General features: G+C 51.5%; 18 protein-coding genes, 1 tRNA gene and 1 pseudogene. 7 read left to right on the top strand and 13 right to left on the bottom strand.

Annotated elements, in window-relative coordinates:
* Entirely contained in the window at window positions 1–453 is a 453-nt protein-coding gene (matP, locus tag NNO04_RS10900; RefSeq protein WP_162380029.1) for a macrodomain Ter protein MatP, read from the top strand.
* An 84-nt stretch (window positions 454–537) separates the two neighbouring features.
* Here the strand turns inward: matP and ompA are convergent, their stop codons facing one another.
* Both ompA and sulA read right to left on the bottom strand, forming a co-directional pair.
* Window positions 538–1,584 carry a porin OmpA gene (gene ompA, locus NNO04_RS10895; protein WP_192611803.1) on the bottom strand — a complete coding sequence of 349 codons (1,047 nt, stop codon included), beginning with the start codon at window positions 1,582–1,584 and terminating at the stop codon, window positions 538–540.
* Window positions 1,585–1,938: 354 nt separating this feature from the next.
* A complete protein-coding gene (gene sulA / locus NNO04_RS10890; protein ID WP_271444670.1) occupies window positions 1,939–2,448 on the bottom strand; it encodes an SOS-induced cell division inhibitor SulA in 510 nt (169 codons plus the stop codon).
* Between the two features lie 216 nt (window positions 2,449–2,664).
* Between sulA and NNO04_RS10885 the strand changes: the two genes are divergently transcribed.
* The gene (locus NNO04_RS10885; protein WP_271444669.1) at window positions 2,665–3,267 is read left to right on the top strand and encodes a TfoX/Sxy family DNA transformation protein; all 603 of its coding nucleotides are present in this window, start codon (window positions 2,665–2,667) and stop codon (window positions 3,265–3,267) included.
* On the opposite strand, the gene yccS is transcribed toward NNO04_RS10885, so the two are convergent.
* Window positions 3,257–5,410, bottom strand: coding sequence for a YccS family putative transporter (gene yccS / locus NNO04_RS10880; protein WP_271444668.1), 2,154 nt, complete (start codon window positions 5,408–5,410; stop codon window positions 3,257–3,259). The genes NNO04_RS10885 and yccS overlap by 11 nt on opposite strands.
* A gap of 18 nt (window positions 5,411–5,428) precedes the next feature.
* Complete coding sequence (locus tag NNO04_RS10875; protein WP_271444667.1) at window positions 5,429–5,875, bottom strand: YccF domain-containing protein; 447 nt, start codon at window positions 5,873–5,875, stop codon at window positions 5,429–5,431.
* Between the two features lie 122 nt (window positions 5,876–5,997).
* Between NNO04_RS10875 and helD the strand changes: the two genes are divergently transcribed.
* Window positions 5,998–8,052, top strand: a complete 2,055-nt coding sequence (gene helD, locus NNO04_RS10870; RefSeq protein WP_271444666.1) for a DNA helicase IV — start codon at window positions 5,998–6,000, stop codon at window positions 8,050–8,052.
* Between the two features lie 29 nt (window positions 8,053–8,081).
* Here the strand turns inward: helD and mgsA are convergent, their stop codons facing one another.
* Complete coding sequence (gene mgsA, locus NNO04_RS10865) at window positions 8,082–8,543, bottom strand: methylglyoxal synthase (RefSeq protein WP_271444665.1); 462 nt, start codon at window positions 8,541–8,543, stop codon at window positions 8,082–8,084.
* 93 nt (window positions 8,544–8,636) lie between these two features.
* Entirely contained in the window at window positions 8,637–9,299 is a 663-nt protein-coding gene (gene csgI / locus NNO04_RS10860) for a curli synthesis inhibitor (protein WP_271444664.1), read from the bottom strand.
* Window positions 9,300–9,472: 173 nt separating this feature from the next.
* Between csgI and NNO04_RS10855 the strand changes: the two genes are divergently transcribed.
* Window positions 9,473–9,886 (top strand): CoA-binding protein, encoded by a 414-nt coding sequence (locus tag NNO04_RS10855; RefSeq protein ID WP_271444707.1) that lies wholly within the window; start codon window positions 9,473–9,475, stop codon window positions 9,884–9,886.
* A 105-nt stretch (window positions 9,887–9,991) separates the two neighbouring features.
* On the opposite strand, the gene hspQ is transcribed toward NNO04_RS10855, so the two are convergent.
* Together hspQ and rlmI are read right to left on the bottom strand one after the other, a co-directional pair.
* On the bottom strand, window positions 9,992–10,309 hold the full coding sequence (gene hspQ, locus NNO04_RS10850; protein WP_162382774.1) for a heat shock protein HspQ: 318 nt from the start codon (window positions 10,307–10,309) through the stop codon (window positions 9,992–9,994).
* A 57-nt stretch (window positions 10,310–10,366) separates the two neighbouring features.
* On the bottom strand, window positions 10,367–11,557 hold the full coding sequence (gene rlmI, locus NNO04_RS10845; RefSeq protein WP_271444663.1) for a 23S rRNA (cytosine(1962)-C(5))-methyltransferase RlmI: 1,191 nt from the start codon (window positions 11,555–11,557) through the stop codon (window positions 10,367–10,369).
* 94 nt (window positions 11,558–11,651) lie between these two features.
* On the opposite strand from rlmI, the gene yccX reads away from it, so the two are divergent.
* Complete coding sequence (gene yccX, locus NNO04_RS10840) at window positions 11,652–11,933, top strand: acylphosphatase (RefSeq protein ID WP_271444662.1); 282 nt, start codon at window positions 11,652–11,654, stop codon at window positions 11,931–11,933.
* On the opposite strand, the gene tusE is transcribed toward yccX, so the two are convergent.
* Window positions 11,930–12,259 carry a sulfurtransferase TusE gene (gene tusE / locus NNO04_RS10835; protein ID WP_162382777.1) on the bottom strand — a complete coding sequence of 110 codons (330 nt, stop codon included), beginning with the start codon at window positions 12,257–12,259 and terminating at the stop codon, window positions 11,930–11,932. The genes yccX and tusE overlap by 4 nt on opposite strands.
* A gap of 87 nt (window positions 12,260–12,346) precedes the next feature.
* Window positions 12,347–13,006 (bottom strand): FtsH protease modulator YccA, encoded by a 660-nt coding sequence (yccA, locus tag NNO04_RS10830; protein WP_162383894.1) that lies wholly within the window; start codon window positions 13,004–13,006, stop codon window positions 12,347–12,349.
* Window positions 13,007–13,272: 266 nt separating this feature from the next.
* On the opposite strand from yccA, the gene NNO04_RS10825 reads away from it, so the two are divergent.
* Both NNO04_RS10825 and NNO04_RS10820 read left to right on the top strand, forming a co-directional pair.
* Entirely contained in the window at window positions 13,273–14,901 is a 1,629-nt protein-coding gene (locus tag NNO04_RS10825) for an ABC transporter substrate-binding protein (RefSeq protein WP_271444661.1), read from the top strand.
* A 132-nt stretch (window positions 14,902–15,033) separates the two neighbouring features.
* Window positions 15,034–15,121: transfer RNA gene (locus NNO04_RS10820), tRNA-Ser, on the top strand.
* 127 nt (window positions 15,122–15,248) lie between these two features.
* Here NNO04_RS10820 and NNO04_RS10815 read toward each other — a convergent pair.
* The 3 genes and pseudogenes from NNO04_RS10815 to NNO04_RS10805 all read right to left on the bottom strand — a co-directional run.
* Window positions 15,249–15,362, bottom strand: a pseudogene (locus tag NNO04_RS10815) (integrase); the annotation flags it as partial.
* 458 nt (window positions 15,363–15,820) lie between these two features.
* Window positions 15,821–17,599, bottom strand: a complete 1,779-nt coding sequence (locus tag NNO04_RS10810; RefSeq protein ID WP_271444660.1) for an aminopeptidase P family protein — start codon at window positions 17,597–17,599, stop codon at window positions 15,821–15,823.
* A gap of 15 nt (window positions 17,600–17,614) precedes the next feature.
* The gene (locus NNO04_RS10805) at window positions 17,615–19,069 is read right to left on the bottom strand and encodes an AMP nucleosidase (protein ID WP_271444659.1); all 1,455 of its coding nucleotides are present in this window, start codon (window positions 19,067–19,069) and stop codon (window positions 17,615–17,617) included.
* Window positions 19,070–19,166 lie beyond the last annotated feature (97 nt).

Genomic DNA, 19,166 nt, shown 5'->3' with positions numbered 1-19,166 from the left:
ATGAAATATCAACAACTTGAAAATCTTGAAAGCGGCTGGAAGTGGAAGTATCTGGTGAAAAAGCACCGTGAAGGGGAGTTGATTACCCGTTACGTGGAGGCCAGCGCTGCCAAAGAGGCCGTCGATTTGTTGCTAACCCTCGAGAATGAACCGGTTCGGGTTAATACCTGGATTGAAGAGCATATGAATCCTGCGCTGTTAAATCGTATGAAACAGACGATACGGGCGCGACGCAAACGACACTTCAATGCTGAACATCAGCATACGCGTAAGAAATCAATCGATTTAGAATTTATCGTCTGGCAACGTCTGGCTGGTCTTGCGCAGCGCCGCGGTAAAACGCTTTCAGAGACGATAGTACAGTTGATTGAAGATGCGGAACATAAAGAGAAGTACGCCAGTAAGATGTCTACGCTGAAGCAGGATCTGCAGGCCTTATTGGGTAAAGAATAGTGTGTGACCCTGACAGGGTGTTCTGAATACAGTCGCATGGCGAAAAAAAACCCCGCAAAGCGGGGTTTTTTATTAGACGGAAACTTAAGCCTGAGGCTGAGTTACAACGTCTTTGATACCTTTAACTTCGATCTCAACACGACGATCCGGAGCCAGGCAGTCGATCAGTGCAGCGCGAGCTTTCACGTTGTCACAGGTGTTGCCAGTAACCGGGTTGGATTCGCCCATGCCACGTGCAGAGATTTTGTCAGAAGGAATACCTTTGGAGATCAGGTAATCAACAACGGACTGAGCACGTTTCTCGGACAGACCCTGGTTGTAAGCGTCAGAACCGATGCGGTCAGTGAAGCCCAGAACAACAACGGAACCGTCTTTCGGATCCAGGTTGCTCAGCTGGCTGTACATCTGATCCAGAGCCTGCTGGCCTTCTGGTTTCAGAGTTGCTTTGTTGAAGTTGAACAGAACGTCAGACTTCAGAGTGAAGTGTTTGGTCTGTACTTCTGGAGCCGGAGCCGGAGCCGGAGCTACAACCGGAGCTGGTTCGCCCTGGCCGAAACGGTAAGAAACACCTACGCTCAGCAGGCCGTTGTCCGGACGACCACCAACGGTGTTAGCGTCACCGATGTTGTTGGTCCACTGGTATTCCAGACGGGTAGCGATTTCAGGAGTAATTGCGTACTCAACACCACCTGCGAATACTGGGGATACGCCAGTGTCGTGGTCTTTGAAGCCAGTGTTGTTTTTAGCGTCTGCACGCCAAACCATACCACCCAGACGAGTATAGATGTCCAGATCGTCAGTGATTGGGTAACCCAGTTTAGCGGTCAGCTGAACGCCCTGAGCTTTGAAAGCGCCGGTCTGAGTGTTGCCTTTGTACGGCATACGACCTAACCAGTCATAACCCATTTCGAAACCAACGTACGGGTTAACCTGATAACCACCGAACGCGCCTGCGCCCAGCTGGCTTTCTTCAGTTGAACCGTTGTTGTTGATTTGGTTGTTGCCAATGTCATGGAACTGAGACCAGCCCAGTTTAGCACCGGTATACCAGGTGTTATCTTTCGGAGCGGCCTGCGCTACGGTAGCGAAACCAGCCAGTGCCACTGCAATCGCGATAGCTGTCTTTTTCATTTTTTGCGCCTCGTTATCATCCAAAATATGCCATGAATATCTCCAACGAGATAACACGGTTAAATCCTTCACCGGGGGACCTGCTCAATAGTTACTCTACCGAATCTGCGGCTTAGGCCGAACACCCCTGGCGATGTAAAGTCTACAACGTAGTGGAAAACTTACAAGTGTGAACTCCGTCAGGCATATGAAAAAAAAAGGCTTGTATACACATTATTTAACATTTAGAGATGAGAAATTGAGCAGCAAAATTCGCTGAAACCGCTTCTGGCAAGCGTTCGCACCAAAAAAGCCTTAGGCTTCAATTCATCGGCAAAGCATGAAAAAAAAATCCAGGATTAATCCTAATTTTACTTAATGATACAAATTAGAGTGAATTTTTAGTCCGGATTGCTGTCTCGGGGCTAAGGAGTGGGCTCGTACCGGACGCATAATAAATCCCATTGCATTCCCCTCATCGGCAGCTTTTACCAGTTGCGCATGCTCTTCTTCTGTCAATTCGTCCGACAACCAACCGATCACGACACTGTAATTGCCTGTGCGCAATGCCCGAATCATTGATTCTAAAGTATGGCACGGCGAAAGCTGGTTTATTTGCATCACCTTAGTGAGGGGAAGTCCTGCTGACTGCACCCATTCCCGGCTGAGTTTTTGCTGTGGCGTCAGCCAGAGTTGCCAGCGCGATTGCTGCCCCAATTGTTGCAGAAGGGGTAAAAGGAGTAATTGGGTCATCATGGGCTGGTCTTCGCGATAGACCACTTCACTGATAAGCCCTGCGGTAGCATTCTCCGAAGAGACTCGCGCAATTCGACCGGAAGTGGAAGAGAGCGCCGAAGAACGATTTGCATAACCTGATGTGTACATAATCAATCCAGCCCTGTGAGTTACTGTATGGATGTACAGTAACCCTGTAACCAGCAAAGATCAACCTTATTTTCGGAAACAGACTCGCAATTTTTATTCATTGTCGCTGTAAAAACAAAATTCATCTTGCCCCTTGAGAATAAGTTGCCTATTTTCGTCATTAACGGAGCTGCTACTGCAAATTATTCATTTAGTTTATGATTTAAAAGGATTTTTATGAGAACACTTTCTTATAGTCGAATCTATAAATCTCAAGAATACCTGGCTTCACTGGGCACGATTGGCTATCGCTCGTTGTTTGGCAGTTACAGTTTGAGTATTGGGGATACTGTCTTTGCGATGGTCGCTAATGGTGAACTATACCTTCGTGCCTGTGAGCAAAGCGCACAGTATTGTGTGAAACACCCGCCTGTCTGGCTGACATTTATGAAGCGCGGACGTCAGGTTATGCTCCATTATTATCGGGTGGATGAAAGCCTGTGGTGTGACCAGCAACAACTGGTACGTTTATCACAGTATTCACTGGATGCGGCAGTAAAGGAAAAACATACCCGTTTTTCACAACATCGTTTGAAGGATTTACCCAATATGACCTTTCATCTGGAGATCCTCCTGAACGAGGCAGGGATTAAAGATGAGAGCACATTACGGAATCTGGGGGCGAAAATGAGCTGGCTGAGGCTTCGTCATCTAAATAAGTCTCTGACGGTGAAAGTTCTCTATTCTCTGGAGGGGGCGATTCTCGGGGTTCATGAAGCCGCGCTCCCGGCGACACGCCGCCAGGAGCTTGCAGACTGGGTTCAGTCACTTACGACATAACAGGGGTATTCGACGGCAATTGCGTAATTTGTCGTTGCAGACGCCCGATCTCAGGGAGCAGCGCGATCAGCAGGCCAATCTGCTGTACGACAAGCGGTTCTTTGCTGTCCGGGAGAGGTTCCAGATGCTGAATCCGCTGTTTTAGCCCCTCCAGCGCCTGATGTACCCGTTGTTCGTCTGCGGGTTGATGATGAAGTGCATCATCAACGTAACATACCGCATCGTCCAGCAGGGTCAGAACCTCCTGATTGGTTAACTGTTCACGGTGAGCACCTAGCGCAGAAATATAGCTGGTAAAAGTATGATTGAGGCAGAGTAACCGAAACGCCGCCTCACGGGTTTCTGCGGTGACATCGGGCTCGCTCGACATATTTGACACCACTGATGCCAGCTCAGCATCGCGATTGTGTGCATCCCGGCGGGCAATACGGTAGGTAAGTCGATTATCACGTCCCTGGTGATATTGTTCGAGGATCGCATCCAGATAGCGGCAGTTTGCATCTGTTGCGCGTTCCAGAACACGCGGAAGGTTGCGAAAACGCCAGTCTGGCCAGATAAAGCTGACGGCAGCCCACGCGATGGCGCAGCCAATGAGCGTATCAATGACGCGCGGCAGAGCGACCTCAAAACCTTCTCCCAGCAAGTTAAAGCACAGCAATACCAGTAAGGTAATGAACATCGTGGCATGGGCATACTGCACATTGCGAAACGCGAAAAACAGCACGCCTGTAATCACCAGCAGGATCAATTGCCCTTCAAGGGAGGGAACGAACCACAATATCGGCAAACCAATGGCGACACCCACCAACGTGCCGATAATCCTCAACGCCAGACGATGTCGGGTAGCATTATAGTTTGGCTGACACACGAACAGACTGGTAAGCAGGATCCAGTAACCGTGATCCATTCCGGTAATTTGGATCAAGGTATAGCCCAGGCAGAGCACTAACGACATTCTTACTGCGTGACGAAACAGGGCGGACTCTGGCGTGAAATTGCGGCTCAACCGTAACCAGGTATCGCTGAATCCGTGCGGACTATCGTCCGCCAGCTGATTCTCTGATTCATTGCGGGGCGCCGCCTGCGCCTGCTCAGACTCGATCGTGGCGAGTTGTGCATCTATTGCGCGTAAATTTGCGAGTAAAAAGCCCAGCGTTTTCAGTAAGTCTGCTGAAGCGCCTCCGGCACGCATGCGTTCGAGCGCCGCGTCAAGGTGCGTGAATGCACGTTCAAAATGCGGATCATGTTGATAGGGCGTGCGCAGTAAAATACAGCGCGACAGATGCATACAGGCCTGCCCTTGCATCGACATCAAACGCTGAAAGCGGAACATCACGTCGCTGTGACGGAAATGATCGCGTAGCGTTTGATACTGGATATGCGACGAGCTGGCTCGTTCATGAATATCCTGCGCAACAAAATAGTAGTGTAGCGTCCGGCGCGTACCACGCTGCCCACGGTCGCCACGCAGACGAGTGAGCAGGGAAATTTTTGTCTGGTTCAGCGTTGCCATCAGTTGCCCGTTGGCCAGTGCTAAATCGTATAAAGGCGCCTGGCTCTCATCTTCAATATCCGGATCATATAATCGGGATTTTAATTCCAGATAATGCGCGAGCTGCTCATAGCTGCGCGCCAGATTATCTTGCAGTGGGCGGATAGGGAACAACAGATGCCCGGTCAGCGTAAGCAGGTTATACCATACAGCCCCTGCCAACAGGAGCAATGGCTGTTGGTACCACTGCTCGTACAGCGATGCGCCAAGCATGGTGTAGATGGCGATCAGCAATGCGCCAAAAGCAATGGTCGCGTAGCGCTGCCCGAGGCCGCCGAGCAAAATAAATCCGCTGGTCGATAACGTCAGGCCTATGGCGAAAAGCCAGGGCCATGGAAACAATAATTCCACGGAGGCGGAGGCGATGAAAAAACAGATCAGTGTGATAATCAAATTGCGCAGGCGTCCAGCAAGGCGATCATCCAGATCGGTCAACGCCGCGGCCACCATACCCAGCGTTAGCGGGATGGTCAGTTTGACATCACCCAGCCACCAGGGCAGGGCCGTAGTGCCGCACAGTGCGATAAAAATGCGCACATAATATAACCAGGTACTGTTCCAGGTGTACCGCCTAAGCAGGGGACTCAACATAAAGGCCATCAGTCCTGATTATTCAAAACGGCGACGCGCATTCGCTTCGCGCGCGGCCTGAGCGGTTTCAACAGTGACCACACGGCGGCCAACCGGCCAGAGTGCAATGGCGGCAATTTTGAAGTTCGCAATGCCGACAGGGATCCCGATTATCGTAATGCATTGGGTAATACCGGCAGCAATATGCATCAGGCATAACCACCAGCCGAACAGAATTAGCCAGAATACATTGAGTAATGTACCGCCCGTGTTCATCAGCGCATTTTTACCCGCTGGATTGAGTTCATCCACATGAATCGCTTCGTTGCCGTAAGGAAACAGAGAGAGTTTGGTTATCTCCCAGCACGAACGCGTCAGAGGTAATGTAAAAATCAGAACGATACTGACGAGCGTCGCCAGTAACCAGGCCAGGGTGGTCGCAAAACCCCCCAACACAAAATTTAGGATATTCAGAACGGTACGCATAAAGCCTCGGTCAAATCTGGTTTTCTATGATTCCAGGCAATTGTAACGTTTTTTTGGGCTGGAGCACGTTTTCTCTGGCGGTTACACTGAGAAGTAAACCTCTCGTGTGGATCCACTGAGTCATGGAACTGAAAGCAACTTCTCTTGGAAAACGTCTGGCGCAACACCCTTACGATCGGGCTGTTATTCTTAATGCCGGTATCAAAGTCTCTGGCGATCGCCATGAATACCTTATTCCATTCAATCAGTTACTGGCGATCCATTGCAAGCGCGGCCTGGTCTGGGGAGAACTGGAGTTCGTCCTCCCGGATGATAAAGTGGTGCGTTTGCACGGTACAGAATGGAGCGAAACACAACGGTTTCACCATCACCTGGAAACGCACTGGCAACGCTGGAGCCAGGAGATGAGCGAAGTCGCTGCGCGGGTGTTGCAGGAGCAATTAGACCTTATTGCGCAGAGAACGGGGGAAAACACATGGTTGACCCGTGAGCAAACGTCAGGAATTCAGCAGCAAATTCGTCACGCGTTTGCGGCGCTGCCGTTGCCTGTCAACCGGCTGGAATCCTTTGAAAATTGTCGTGATGCATGGCGTAAGTGCCTGGCATGGCTAAAAGATATCGAAGGTTGTCGGCTGGCGCATAATCAGGCTTATACCGATGTCATGCTGACAAAATATGCGGCGTTTTTTGAACAGATAGAATCGTCGCCATTGAATCCCGCACAGGCCAGAGCGGTTGTAAACGGTGAGCATTCGCTGCTGGTTCTTGCCGGTGCTGGCAGTGGCAAAACGTCGGTGTTGGTCGCTCGTGCAGGTTGGCTTTTGACCCGAGGAGAGGCAGCGGCTGAACAAATCCTGCTGTTGGCTTTTGGCCGTAAAGCTGCCGAAGAGATGGACGAACGTATTCGCGAGCGGTTGCATACTGAAGAGATCGCCGCGCGAACGTTCCATGCGCTTGCTCTGCATATCATCCAGCAAGGGAGCAAAAAAGTCCCCACGATCAGTAAACTTGAAAACGACACTGACGCGAGACATCAGCTTTTTATTTCTGCATGGCGACAGCAGTGCAGTGAGAAAAAGGCACAGGCAAAAGGCTGGCGGCAATGGCTGGAAGACGAAATGCAGTGGAGCGTGCCGGAAGGCAATTTCTGGGATGATGAAAAGCTGCGACGTCGACTGGCACCACGACTGGATCGTTGGGTGAGTCTGATGCGGATGCATGGCGGCACACAGGCCGAGATGATCGCCAGCGCGCCGGAAGAGATCCGCGACCTGTTCGGTAAACGCATCAAATTGATGGCGCCGTTACTGAAAGCATGGAAAAGCGCGCTGAAGGAGGAAGATGCTGTCGATTTCTCCGGGCTTATTCATCAGGCGATTGTTTGCCTTGAAAAAGGGCGCTTTATCAGCCCGTGGAAGCATATTCTGGTTGACGAATTTCAGGATATCTCCCCGCAACGTGCGGCATTGCTGGCCGCGTTGCGCCGGCAAAACCCACATAGCACATTGTTTGCTGTAGGGGATGACTGGCAGGCCATTTATCGTTTCAGTGGGGCGCAGCTTTCGCTCACGACGGCGTTTCATCAAACGTTTGGCGAGGGTGATCGCTGTGATCTCGATACTACATATCGCTTCAACAGCCGGATCGGTGAAATTGCTAACCGATTTATCCAACAGAATCCGCACCAACTCGCAAAACCGCTCAACAGTCTGACGGCAGGAGATAAAAAGGCGGTCACGTTGCTGGAAGAAAGTCAGCTGGATGCTTTGCTGGATAAGCTTTCTGGTTATGCAAAAGAGGATGAGCGTATTCTGGTGCTGGCGCGCTACCATCATTTGAAACCCGCCTGTCTGGAAAAGGCTGCGACGCGCTGGCCAAAACTACAGCTGGATTTCATGACCATTCATGCCAGTAAAGGCCAGCAGGCAGACTATGCGATTATCGTCGGATTGCAGGAGGGAAGCGATGGTTTTCCGGCGCCGGCGCGCGAGTCGATCATGGAAGAGGCTTTGCTGCCGCAGGTGGAAGATTTCCCGAATGCAGAAGAGCGGAGATTGCTGTATGTGGCATTGACACGTGCCCGGCATCGTGTGTGGGTGTTATTTAGCAAAGAAAGTCCGTCTTGTTTTGTCGACGATCTGAAGCACCTGGATGTGCCGGTAGCGAGGAAACCTTGAGAAACAGGCGGCAAGCGCCGCCTGTAGACTTATGACTTGAGGCGCTCGGCCAGGTAGCGGTCGTAATCCGGGATCAAAATCTCCACCGCATCGCTGAAATTCGGCGACTGGATAATAAAATCGGCGGTAGAAACGTTGGTGGCAACCGGGATATTCCACACGGTTGCCAGACGCAGCAGCGCTTTGACATCCGGATCGTGCGGCACCGCATTGAGCGGATCCCAAAAGAAAATCAGGACATCAATTTTCCCTTCAGAGATCAGTGCGCCAACTTGCTGGTCGCCGCCCATCGGGCCGCTCAGCATGGCGTTCACGTCCATACCTGTCGCGCGTTGAATTAAGTTTCCTGTTGTTCCGGTAGCGTAAAGTTCGTGCTTTTCCAGTAATGGCTGGTGGCGTTCAACCCAGTTCATCAACATCTGTTTGCAGTGATCGTGGGCAACCAGCGCAATATGTTTGCGCGCCGGCAACGTGCGAGTCGTCAGTTCCATAGTTCAATTCCGTAGTTAACCTTGCTACAGAGTACTGGAAGCTATTGACGCTGCAAGAGAAAGACGTAAAAAAAGCGTACTGATGCCAAAACGTTATGAAGAAGGCTGTTTTTCTGCCCACTTCAGGAAGTTATTTCGGGTTTGCGGGTCGGCTTGTTTAAACCAGTATTTGAGTCGTTGCTCGGTGAGCGTCTGAGATTGTGGCGGAATGGCATCCAGCTCCGAGATCCCCGAAAGCAGAGTACTGTCATCGGCCATCATCGTTGCAAACTGCGGCAACGAGGCGTGTTTAGACGCTTTATTATAGCGTTCGGTTTCAAGTTCATAATCAATGACTTTGGCCGTCGATGTGATGGCCAGAATATCAAGCTTTACCGGGATTGGCATAGCGTCGCCATCCAGTAGTTCAAGGCGTGGCGTGGCATCAAAATGCGCTGTTTCACGCTCGTTCTCCAGCCGTGGGAGATGAAAATTGACCTGGCTGATGAGTTGAGTATCGAAGCTCACCACCAACGGCGGTGAGATATAGAGTCGCTCTTCATGGCTGGAGAGGCGAATAGTCTTCTCCACACGAAAAACCAGCTGATGCGGACCGTTATCCAGTTCAAGGCTGTCGGCCCCCCGTAACAACGAACTGGAGACTTTTTTGCCATCTAAAACAAGAAGATCTACATCACTGGAGAGACGTAAGGTGGTGGCGAAAACGGTGGCCGGCAAAATCAATACAATGAAGGTTGTCACAATGCCGGCTTTCATAGGATTCTCCTGGTCAAAGACCGCATAATGAATAATGTATCAAAATTTTACGGTAATCATCTTTACTAACATATAGACATATTTTTAACTTTTGCTCTCATACATTCGTATGGGGCGAATGGTTGGGATGTCGGGTTTGTCGTACACTTTGCAAAACAGCCTGGAGAAAGATGATGAAAGAGACCGACATTGCTGGCATTTTGACGTCCACCCGTACTATTGCGCTGGTGGGGGCGAGTGATAAACCCGATCGCCCGAGCTATCGCGTGATGAAATATCTGCTCGACCAGGGCTATCATGTGATTCCTGTTTCACCAAAGGTGGCCGGGACGACGCTGTTAGGGCAGAAAGGCTACGCGACTCTGGCTGATGTTCCGGAACACGTCGATATGGTAGATGTTTTTCGTAATTCAGAAGCTGCGTGGGGCGTCGCACAGGAGGCGATTGCTATCGGCGCGAAAACGCTGTGGATGCAGTTGGGCGTGATTAATGAGCAAGCTGCGGTACTGGCGCGAAATGCGGGTCTGGCCGTTGTGATGGATCGCTGTCCGGCGATTGAGATCCCACGTCTGGGACTGGCAAAGTAAGTCTGTTCGGTTGCCGGATGGCGCGTTGCTTATCCGGCCTACCGTTCATGGCCGGATAAGACGCGTAGGCCCGATAAGCGAAGCGCCATCGGGCACGGACTAAAATCAATTGCGAAGGCGTGGCGCCTGGAGTTGTTTACGAATCGTGCGCGCCAGTTCATCCATTGAAGGCTGCTCAGGATGTTCGTCCTGTGTTTCGCTACTCAACTGCGCTTCAGCCAGATAAGTATGTACAGGCTGACCATTATCGTCTTCCATCACCACGTGATACCAGGGAGCAGCGCGAAGTTCGTCGTTAACCGCCAGCTCATCAGGTGACGGTTCCTCGAGCGAATATACCGGGTCGATATCCACGACCACTCCGAGATAACCTAATAGGGAATGGCGGACCTGCTGGCCAATACCGAATTTGCTGGCAATCATAGTCACCTCCCGGGAAATTATTACTCTCTATTTGAGGGTAAAATTCCACTTTTCAAGTTACATGACGCGACAGGCAAACCCTTTCAGATACAGCCCTTCCGGGTAGGTAGCGATCACCGGATGATCGGCAGCCTGACGGAACTGCTCTATAAATTGTATATCACGACCAGCATCTATTGCGGCATCGGCGATGATTTTCTGAAATAAATCGGTTGTCATCAACCCGGAACAGGAGAATGTCAGCAACACGCCGCCAGGGTTCAGCAGCTGGATTGCCAGCATATTGATGTCTTTATAGCCGCGGCATGCGCCCATCAACTGACTTTTATTTTCGACAAATTTCGGCGGATCCATCACGATCACGTCAAATTTCTCGCCACGATCGCGGTAGGTGCGCAGCAGTTTGAAAACATCATCACGCACAAATTCGGCTTTGCTGAGATCCAGCTTGTTCAGTTCAACGTTTTGCTTCGCAATGTCCAGCGCTTCCTGAGAAGTGTCGACACTCACGACCTGGCGACATCCGCCCATCAACGCCGATACTGCGAACCCCCCTGTATAGGAGAAGCAGTTCAGGACGCGTTGGTTTTCTACGTAGCGACGGGTCGCCAGGCGGCTGTCGCGTTGATCAAGGTAGTAACCGGTTTTATGTCCGCCCTGAATATCCACCAGCAACTTCATGCCGTGTTCTTCAATGGGAAGCAGGGCAGGAGGCAATTCACCTGTCACAGGTCCCTGGGTTAGCTCCATGCCTTCTTTTTTACGCACCGCAACATCGCTGCGGTCATAAATGGCGCATTCGGGATACAGTGTCTGCAGTGCGCTTATCAAGGCGGCACGCTGATATTCCGCACCGGCGCTCAACAGCTGCAGCACAAGGAAGTTGCCGAAACGGTCGATGGTCACGCCGGGCAGACCATCAGACTCACCGGCAATCAGCCGATAGCTGTCCAGCCCGTCTTTCTTCGCCAGCCACTCACGCCACTGCTGTGCCTGCTGCAGACGACGGGTGAAGAAGGCGATGTCGATGGATTCCGTTTTATCGAACGTCCAGACGCGTGCACGAATCTGCGACGCAGGCGAATACGCGCCGCGTGCTAACCATTTGCCCTGATGGTCAACAATATCGATGGTTTCACCGAGGTTGGCTTTGCCTTCCATGCGAGCAACCGCACCGGAAAAGACCCACGGATGGCGGCGAAGTAAAGATTTTTCGCGCCCTTTGGCTAACACTAAACGTACACTCATAATTTACTATTCTGTCGAATCAAAGAAATGGGCGCCATTGTCCTGAGTTTTGCGAGGATTTGCAACGCGCCCCGCGATGATAAGGAGCACAGCAATGTCAAAAATCTGCATAATCGCCTGGGTGCATGGGCGCGTTCAGGGTGTTGGTTTTCGCTATAGCACACAACATGAAGCGCAACGGCTGGGATTAACCGGGTACGCGAAAAATTTGGATGACGGTAGCGTCGAAGTGGTGGCCTGCGGCGAAGCGGAACAGGTTGAAAAATTGCTTAAGTGGCTGAAGGATGGGGGGCCCCGAAGCGCCAGGGTTGACCGGGTTCTCAGTGAACCACATCGCCCTGGCGACGAGTTAAAGGGCTTTAGTATTCGCTACTAAATACACTTCACCGGCTTGGGCAGGCCTGCAATTTTGGTGGCCTGTTTAGCCGGTCCTTTCGGGAACAGACGATACAGGTAGCGACTGTTGCCTTTCTCTTCACCCAGCTTATTGGCCATGGCTTTTACCAGCATACGGATCGCGGGCGAGGTATTAAATTCCAGGTAAAAATCACGGACAAAGCGTACCACTTCCCAGTGTTCCGCCGAGAGGGTTATACCTTCGTTTTGTGCAATAACCACCGCCAGAGGCTCGCTCCATTGCGCCGTCTCTTTCAGATAGCCTTCGCTATCGGTATCGATTTCTTTCCCTTCAAAGATCAACATAATTCTTCACAGCGTGAGTAAAACGGTCGTCAGTTTACCAAAAAACAAAGCCCCGCATAAGCGGGGCCGGATGACACATTTTGTCGCTTAGTCGCGGCTGGCGAAACCCAGAATGCTCAGCAGGCTGACAAAGATGTTGTAGAGCGAGACGTACAGGCTGACCGTCGCACGGATGTAGTTGGTCTCACCACCACGGATAATGTTGCTGGTCTCAAACAGGATGGCGCCGGAAGAGATCAGAATAAACACTGCGCTAATAGCAAGATGCAGTGCAGGCAGTTGCAGGAAGATGTTCGCCACCATACCAATCAGTACGACAACCACACCTGCCATCAGCATACCGCCGAGGAAAGACATGTCTTTGCGCGTGGTCAGAACGTAGGCAGAGCAGCAGAAAAAGACCAGCGCAGTACCACCCAACGCCATCGCGATAACATCACCCATACCTGCGGACAGATAGGCATTAAGCATCGGGCCGAGAATGTAGCCCAGGAAGCCAGTAAATGCGAAAGCCGCGAGGATGCCGGTCGGTTTGTTCGCTGTTTTATAGGTCAGGAACATCAGGCCATACATACCCACCAGCGTCAGGATCAAACCCGGAGACGGCAGCATTAATACGGTGCTTGCCGTGGCGGTGATCGCTGAAAACGCCAGCGTCAGACTCAGCAGAAAATAGGTGTTTCTCAGCACTTTGTGAGTGCTGAGTAGCGATGTACGGTCGCGCGATGAAGTAATTATACGATCCATGAGTCACTCTCTTATGACAGATGTAATTAATGATGGAGGATAAAGAAATCGCTGGCGAGGACACAGCGGTTTTACCCATCTTTACGCATTTGATCTTCCACAGGATAAGCATTTTATTTCAGAAAAATCAGGCAAACCAGTTTAACACACCAATTATACGTTTCAGAGCGATCGGCGTCGTATAGGTGACTGAAAATTATTGCTTTATAACATGACGCCCATTATGAGTGGTGATGTCCTCATCAACATATCAATAAGGTAAGGGAATGGTTCAACTCAACCCGAGGGTGTTTACGTTTACGCTGTTAGCCGTCAGTCTGATGCCGATAACCAGTGCAGCATGGGCGGCGAATGTTCCCGCTGGAACGGTATTGGCAGAAAATCAGGAACTGGTCAGAAACAACGGTAGCGAACCGGCATCGCTGGACCCGCATAAAGTGGAAAGCAATGTCGAGTTTGGTTTAATCAGCGATATGTTCGATGGACTGGTTGCCGTCACTCCGGAAGGGGCGATTGAACCGCGACTTGCCGTTTCATGGGAAAATAAAGCCAATACGGTCTGGACGTTCCATTTACGCCCTGGGATCACCTGGTCAGATGGCTCGGCTATCACGGCGCAGGATATCGTCTGGAGCTGGCAGCGTTTAGTTTCACCCAAAACGGCCTCTCCGTATGCGACCTATCTGGGGAATATGCATGTTCTGAATGCCGCAGAGATTGCGCAAGGCAACAAGGCGCCTGATACGTTGGGGGTCAAAGCTGTCAATGACAGAACCCTGGAAATCACCCTAACGCAGCCAACCGCTGCCTTTCTCGCAATGCTGGCCCATCCCTCTCTGGTGCCGCTGGATAAAGTCCTGATTGGCCGTTTTGGTGATAAATGGACAAAACCCGAACATTTCGTCAGCAGCGGAGCATACACGCTTTCGCAATGGGTGGTGAACGAACGGATCGTGACGGAGCGTAACCCTCACTACTGGGATGATAAGCATACGGTTATCAATAAAGTCACCTGGCTGCCCATCAGCTCTGAAGCGGCGGACGTTAATCGCTACAAAGCAGGGGAGATAGATATTGTTTATACCGTGCCGGTAAACCAGTTCGCGCAATTGAAAAAAACCATGGGCGAAGAGCTACGTGTCGCCCCCCAACTGTCAACCTATTACTATCAGTTCAATACCACCCGCGCGCCGTTCAATGATCCGCGAGTTCGCCGTGCGCTGAATATGGCGCTGGATAAGGACATTATCGCGCAGAAAGTCATGGGGCAGGGGCAGCGCGAAGCCTGGGTTATTAGCCAGCCTGATATTGGCGGCGTGACACTGCGTGCTCCTGATTATGCTTCCTGGCCACGGGACAAACGCATCGCAGAGGCGAAAAAACTGTTAGCCGAAGCGGGATTTGGCCCGGAACATCCGCTTTCGTTCAATTTGCTTTATAACACCTCGGAAACGCACCAACGTATTGCCATTGCGGCGAGTTCGATGTGGAAGAAGAACCTCGGCGTAGAGGCGAAATTACAGAATCAGGAATGGAAAACGATGCTCGATACCATGCATACCGGTAATTTTGATGCGGTTCGTTATGCATGGATCGCGGATTACGATGATGCGGCAAGTTTCCTGAATACATACCGTACTGGCGACAGTGAGAACACGAGCAAGTACAGTAATCCTGCGTATGACGAGGCGTTACGGAACGCTGCGAAAGCAGCAACGGTCGCGGAGCGAGGCAAGTATTACCAGCAGGCTGAGGACTTGCTTGGGCAAGATGTACCGGCAATTCCAGTTTATCACTACGTTCGCACCCACCTGGTGAAACCGTGGGTGGGCGGATTTGTCTCCGACAGCCTGGGAAATTACTACAGCAAAGATATGTACATCAAAAAGCATTGATGCTTTATGTGCTGAATAAATGGTCAATCTGCTGTTATTTCAGGCTATTAACAGCATTTTGACTGTTTTTCAGGCAAACGAACGCTTTGGTGCTTTACAGGTCAGTTCGGGATGTTTATAGTGCGCCTCATTGGAAGCGTGGCCGAGCGGTTGAAGGCACCGGTCTTGAAAACCGGCGACCCGAAAGGGTTCTAGAGTTCGAATCTCTACGCTTCCGCCAAATTAAACAAGGGGTTACCGAAAGGTAACCCCTTGTTGTTTTGGGCTGTTGGTATATTCTATTGGTATATTTCAGCTCGATCAGCGCGCTTCAATCAGAAGATTAACCCCCTCGAACATCATTTTTTTCAGTTCGTTGCGACCATCGGCAGATCCAGTGTCGGCGTGATTTTCGTCTTACGATCATAAATCAGCACCTGACTTTCCGTTTTGTTGCCAGAGAATAACTGTTTATCCCGGCTGTCGTGGCAAAGTAAATTTCCTTTAACTGAAACTGAGTATTCCCCCTGAGCCACCCGGCAAAATCCCATCCCAGATATTTCATAGAGCGAAAACCGGTATTCTGAAAGCCTGCATCCGTGACAATCATTACCCGTGTTTCGGGTGTAATAGTCCTGGAAAGGACATTCCAAAATACCTTTATATCTGTGCGTTCTGCCTTATTTCCGGGGGAACAATCTGGTTTAAAAGGGGGAATGGAGCGCCCGTCACAAATCAGGCTGGCTCTCAGAACATGATATTCCTGGGAAGAATAGGGCTAAAGGGGTATTACAGAGGTCGAGCAGGACATCAAGAAGCGGCATAAAAAAAACGGCTCCCTGTTATGGAAGCCGTCATCGAGCCGCAGATAAAGGCGCGGTTAACGGATCGTTAACGGATCGGTATTGCGCCTGTGGGTACTTTGCTTTCTTCGGCAGGCTTAATTTGCCTGTACCCGAATGGGGGCCGTTGCAGCAAATAGCCACGGACGCGCTTCGCTGTCCACCCGCCCAGACAAGGTCTCTCTGACCTGCAGATGGTAGTCATCGATCCATTGTTTTTCAGCATCACTCAGCAGATGTAATTCCACAAGATTCAAATCGATGGGTACCAGTGTCAGCGTGGAAAACTTGCAGAATCCAGGGCGACTTTCTACGATTTCAACCTGATTTTCAATACGGATACCATACTGCCCGGCGAGGTAATAACCCGGCTCAATGGTCATGATATTGCCTGCAACCAGCGGCCACGGATTCACTTTTTTAGCCAGGCGGTGGGGCTGCTCGTGGATCAACAACTGATGACCGACGCCGTGACCGGTGCCATGATCGTAATCGAGGCCGAGTTCCCAAAGCGCCCTGCGGGCAAACGCATCAAGCTGGTGGCCCTGAGTTTCGCTGGGGAACTGCAGGGTGATCAGTGACAGGAAACCCTTCAGTACAGCTGTGTAATGTAGCTTCCGCTGCGCATTCTGAGGACCAAACGCCATCGTACGGGTGGTATCGGTGGTTCCATTGTGATACTGACCGCCGGAATCGTTCAGGTACATCGCTTGCGATGTGATCGGCGTATTGGTTTGTTCACTTGAGTGATAATGGCACATGGCGGCGTTGCTTGCGGAGGCCGAAATCGTGCCAAAACTTTGTTCAATAAACCCCGGTTGCTGTTGACGGTAGAACAGCTGTTTTGCCTGGGCCTCCAGTTCGGTCACGGGATTGCCCGCCGCTTCGCGCAGGGGAACCTCATGTGCCAGCCATGCCAAAAAGTTAACCCAGGCGGCACCATCCTGCTGGTGGCATTCCCGGTAACCTGCCAGCTCTGTTTCGTTTTTATGCGCTTTGATAAAGGTAATGGGATCGGGCGACCAAATGACTTCGCCGCCGTGCTGTTCAATGGCAAAACGTAGCGCAACCGGCGCGTAATCTTTATCGACCAGAACGCGTTTTCCGGGGGCAAGTTGTTGGCAGCGAGACAGGAAATCGCTCTGTGCTGAGAGCGTCAACGTCTCCAGCAATGCATCCGGTAGTGATGTGGTTTTTCGGCTATCGACGAACCACTCCAGCTCACCCGTGCGGTGCAACAGAGCAAAAGAGAAAGGCACCGGCACCATATTCAGGTCTGAGCCGCGGACATTCAGCAGCCAGGCAATGTTGTCCGGCAAGGTGATAGCGAGAATATCCGCCTGGTGTTTTGACATCGCGTCGATAATCCGCGTGCGTTTTTGCGCGCTGCTTTCTCCGCTGATTTCAATCGGCATTTCCCTTATCAGTCCGCAAGGTGGTGCGGGACGGTCATGCCATACGGTGTCGAAAGGATCGCTCTCTAAGGCGACCAGTTCGCAGTGCGTCGTCGAGAGTGCTTCGAACTGGCTGTTAGCCATCAATAGAGGCTCGAATGCGATACGCGCCCCAGACGGGACATGCGCCTGCAGATAGTCTGCCAGTGGTTCGTCATGCAAATGATGAATCTCAAAATCGTTGAGATCGACTTCAGCGCGCACCTGCACCTGGTATCGCCCGTCGACGAAGATTAGCGCCCGGTCGCGGAGCACCAGCGCCAGTCCAGCGGAGCCGCTAAACCCGGTCAACCAGGCCAGTTTATTGTCATGCGGCGTACAATCTTCGCTCTGATGGGCGTCGGCGCGCGGGACAATCATGCCATCCAGCCCTTGCGTTATCAGTAAGTTGCGCAGAGCGGAAAGGGGTGTTGAATTTTGCATAGATACCTTCTGGTCTTAACGGAACGGCGGTTCGTTGAACGTACGTAATTTACGGGAATGCAGACGATCACCTTCTGCGCGCAGCAGGTCGATCGCCCGGATACCAATCTGCAGGTGCTCGGAAATTGCACCCTCATAAAAACGGTTAGCCTGGCCCGGTAGCTTAATTTCGCCGTGCAATGGCTTATCGGAAACACACAGCAGCGTGCCGTAAGGAACGCGGAAACGATAGCCCTGCGCAGCAATGGTGGCGCTTTCCATATCAATCGCCACGGCGCGACTGAGGTTAAAGCGCAATGCTGAGGCCGAATAACGCAATTCCCAGTTTCGGTCATCTGTGGTGACTACGGTTCCGGTGCGCAGGCGTTGTTTAACCTCTTCGCCCGGCATACCACTGACCTGTTTGGTAGCGTCATAGAGCGCGCGCTGTACTTCGGCAATGCTGGGGATGGGGATATCGGGCGGCAGTACGGCATCCAGCACGTGATCGTCGCGCAAATAGGCGTGAGCCAGTACGTAATCACCAATGGACTGACTTTCACGTAATCCGCCACAGTGGCCGATCATCAGCCAGACATCCGGGCGCAGGACGGCCAGATGGTCGCAAATCGTTTTGGCATTAGAAGGGCCGACACCGATGTTCACCAGCGTAATGCCCTGACCGTCAGCGGTGATCAGATGCCAGGCAGGCATTTGATGCTTTTTCCAGGCCAAATCGGAAATAGCTTCTTCCGGCGCTTCGGTTTCTGCGGTGATCCAGATCCCTCCTGCACAAGACAGGGCGATGTAAGGGCTGTCCGGATCCAGTATTTGGCTGCATCCCCAACGCACAAATTCATCCACGTAACGGGTGTAGTTAGTAAACAACACAAAGGGCTGAAAATGTTCAACCGGCGTACCAGTATAGTGGCGCAGCCGTGCCAGCGAAAAATCGACGCGGCGGGCATCAAAATGCGACAGAGGCGAAAACTCTACCGGATGATAAATACCATCAGCCGTTTCATCACCAATCTGCGCCAGTTCTGTTGTCGGGAAATGGCGCGTGAGTCCGGCGCTCATTGAGCGATCAAGCGTCAATGCGGAACCGTCAATAACATAAGGATAGGGGATCTCATGGTGCGATGGTTCGACACAGATATGTGCGCCGTAGTCCTGATAGACAAGCGTGAGCTGTTCAAGCAGGTAAGCGCGAAACAGTTCGGGGCGTGTTACGGTAGTGGTGTAGCATCCCGCATGGGTAAAACGCCCAAAAGCGCGCGTTTTGGGGGGATTAGTGGCGGTACCGTCCCAGCTTACTGAGAGTGAGGGGTAGACGAAAAGCCCATTATTTCTTGCGGCGGCATCGGGTAGCGTGCCGTTTTCAATATAGTGAGAGATGGCTTCCCGTAGTGCATTTACTGAGCGATCATATAATTCATTAAGGCGCTCCAGCGCCTGTTCGGGTGTCAGACCTTTACCCTGATTCTCCATATTATTCTCCTTATGCGTTCACAGGTTGCCCATACCATTCGATAGTATGTCAGCAAATTGTGAAACAAAAGGGGGCGATGAAGGCGGGGTGGAAAAG

The organism is Citrobacter sp. Awk 4 (genome assembly GCF_028069725.1).
Classification (GTDB): domain Bacteria; phylum Pseudomonadota; class Gammaproteobacteria; order Enterobacterales; family Enterobacteriaceae; genus Citrobacter_D.
The sequence above is the reverse complement of the archived record's forward strand: the minus strand, read 5'-3'. Positions and strand labels throughout refer to the sequence as shown.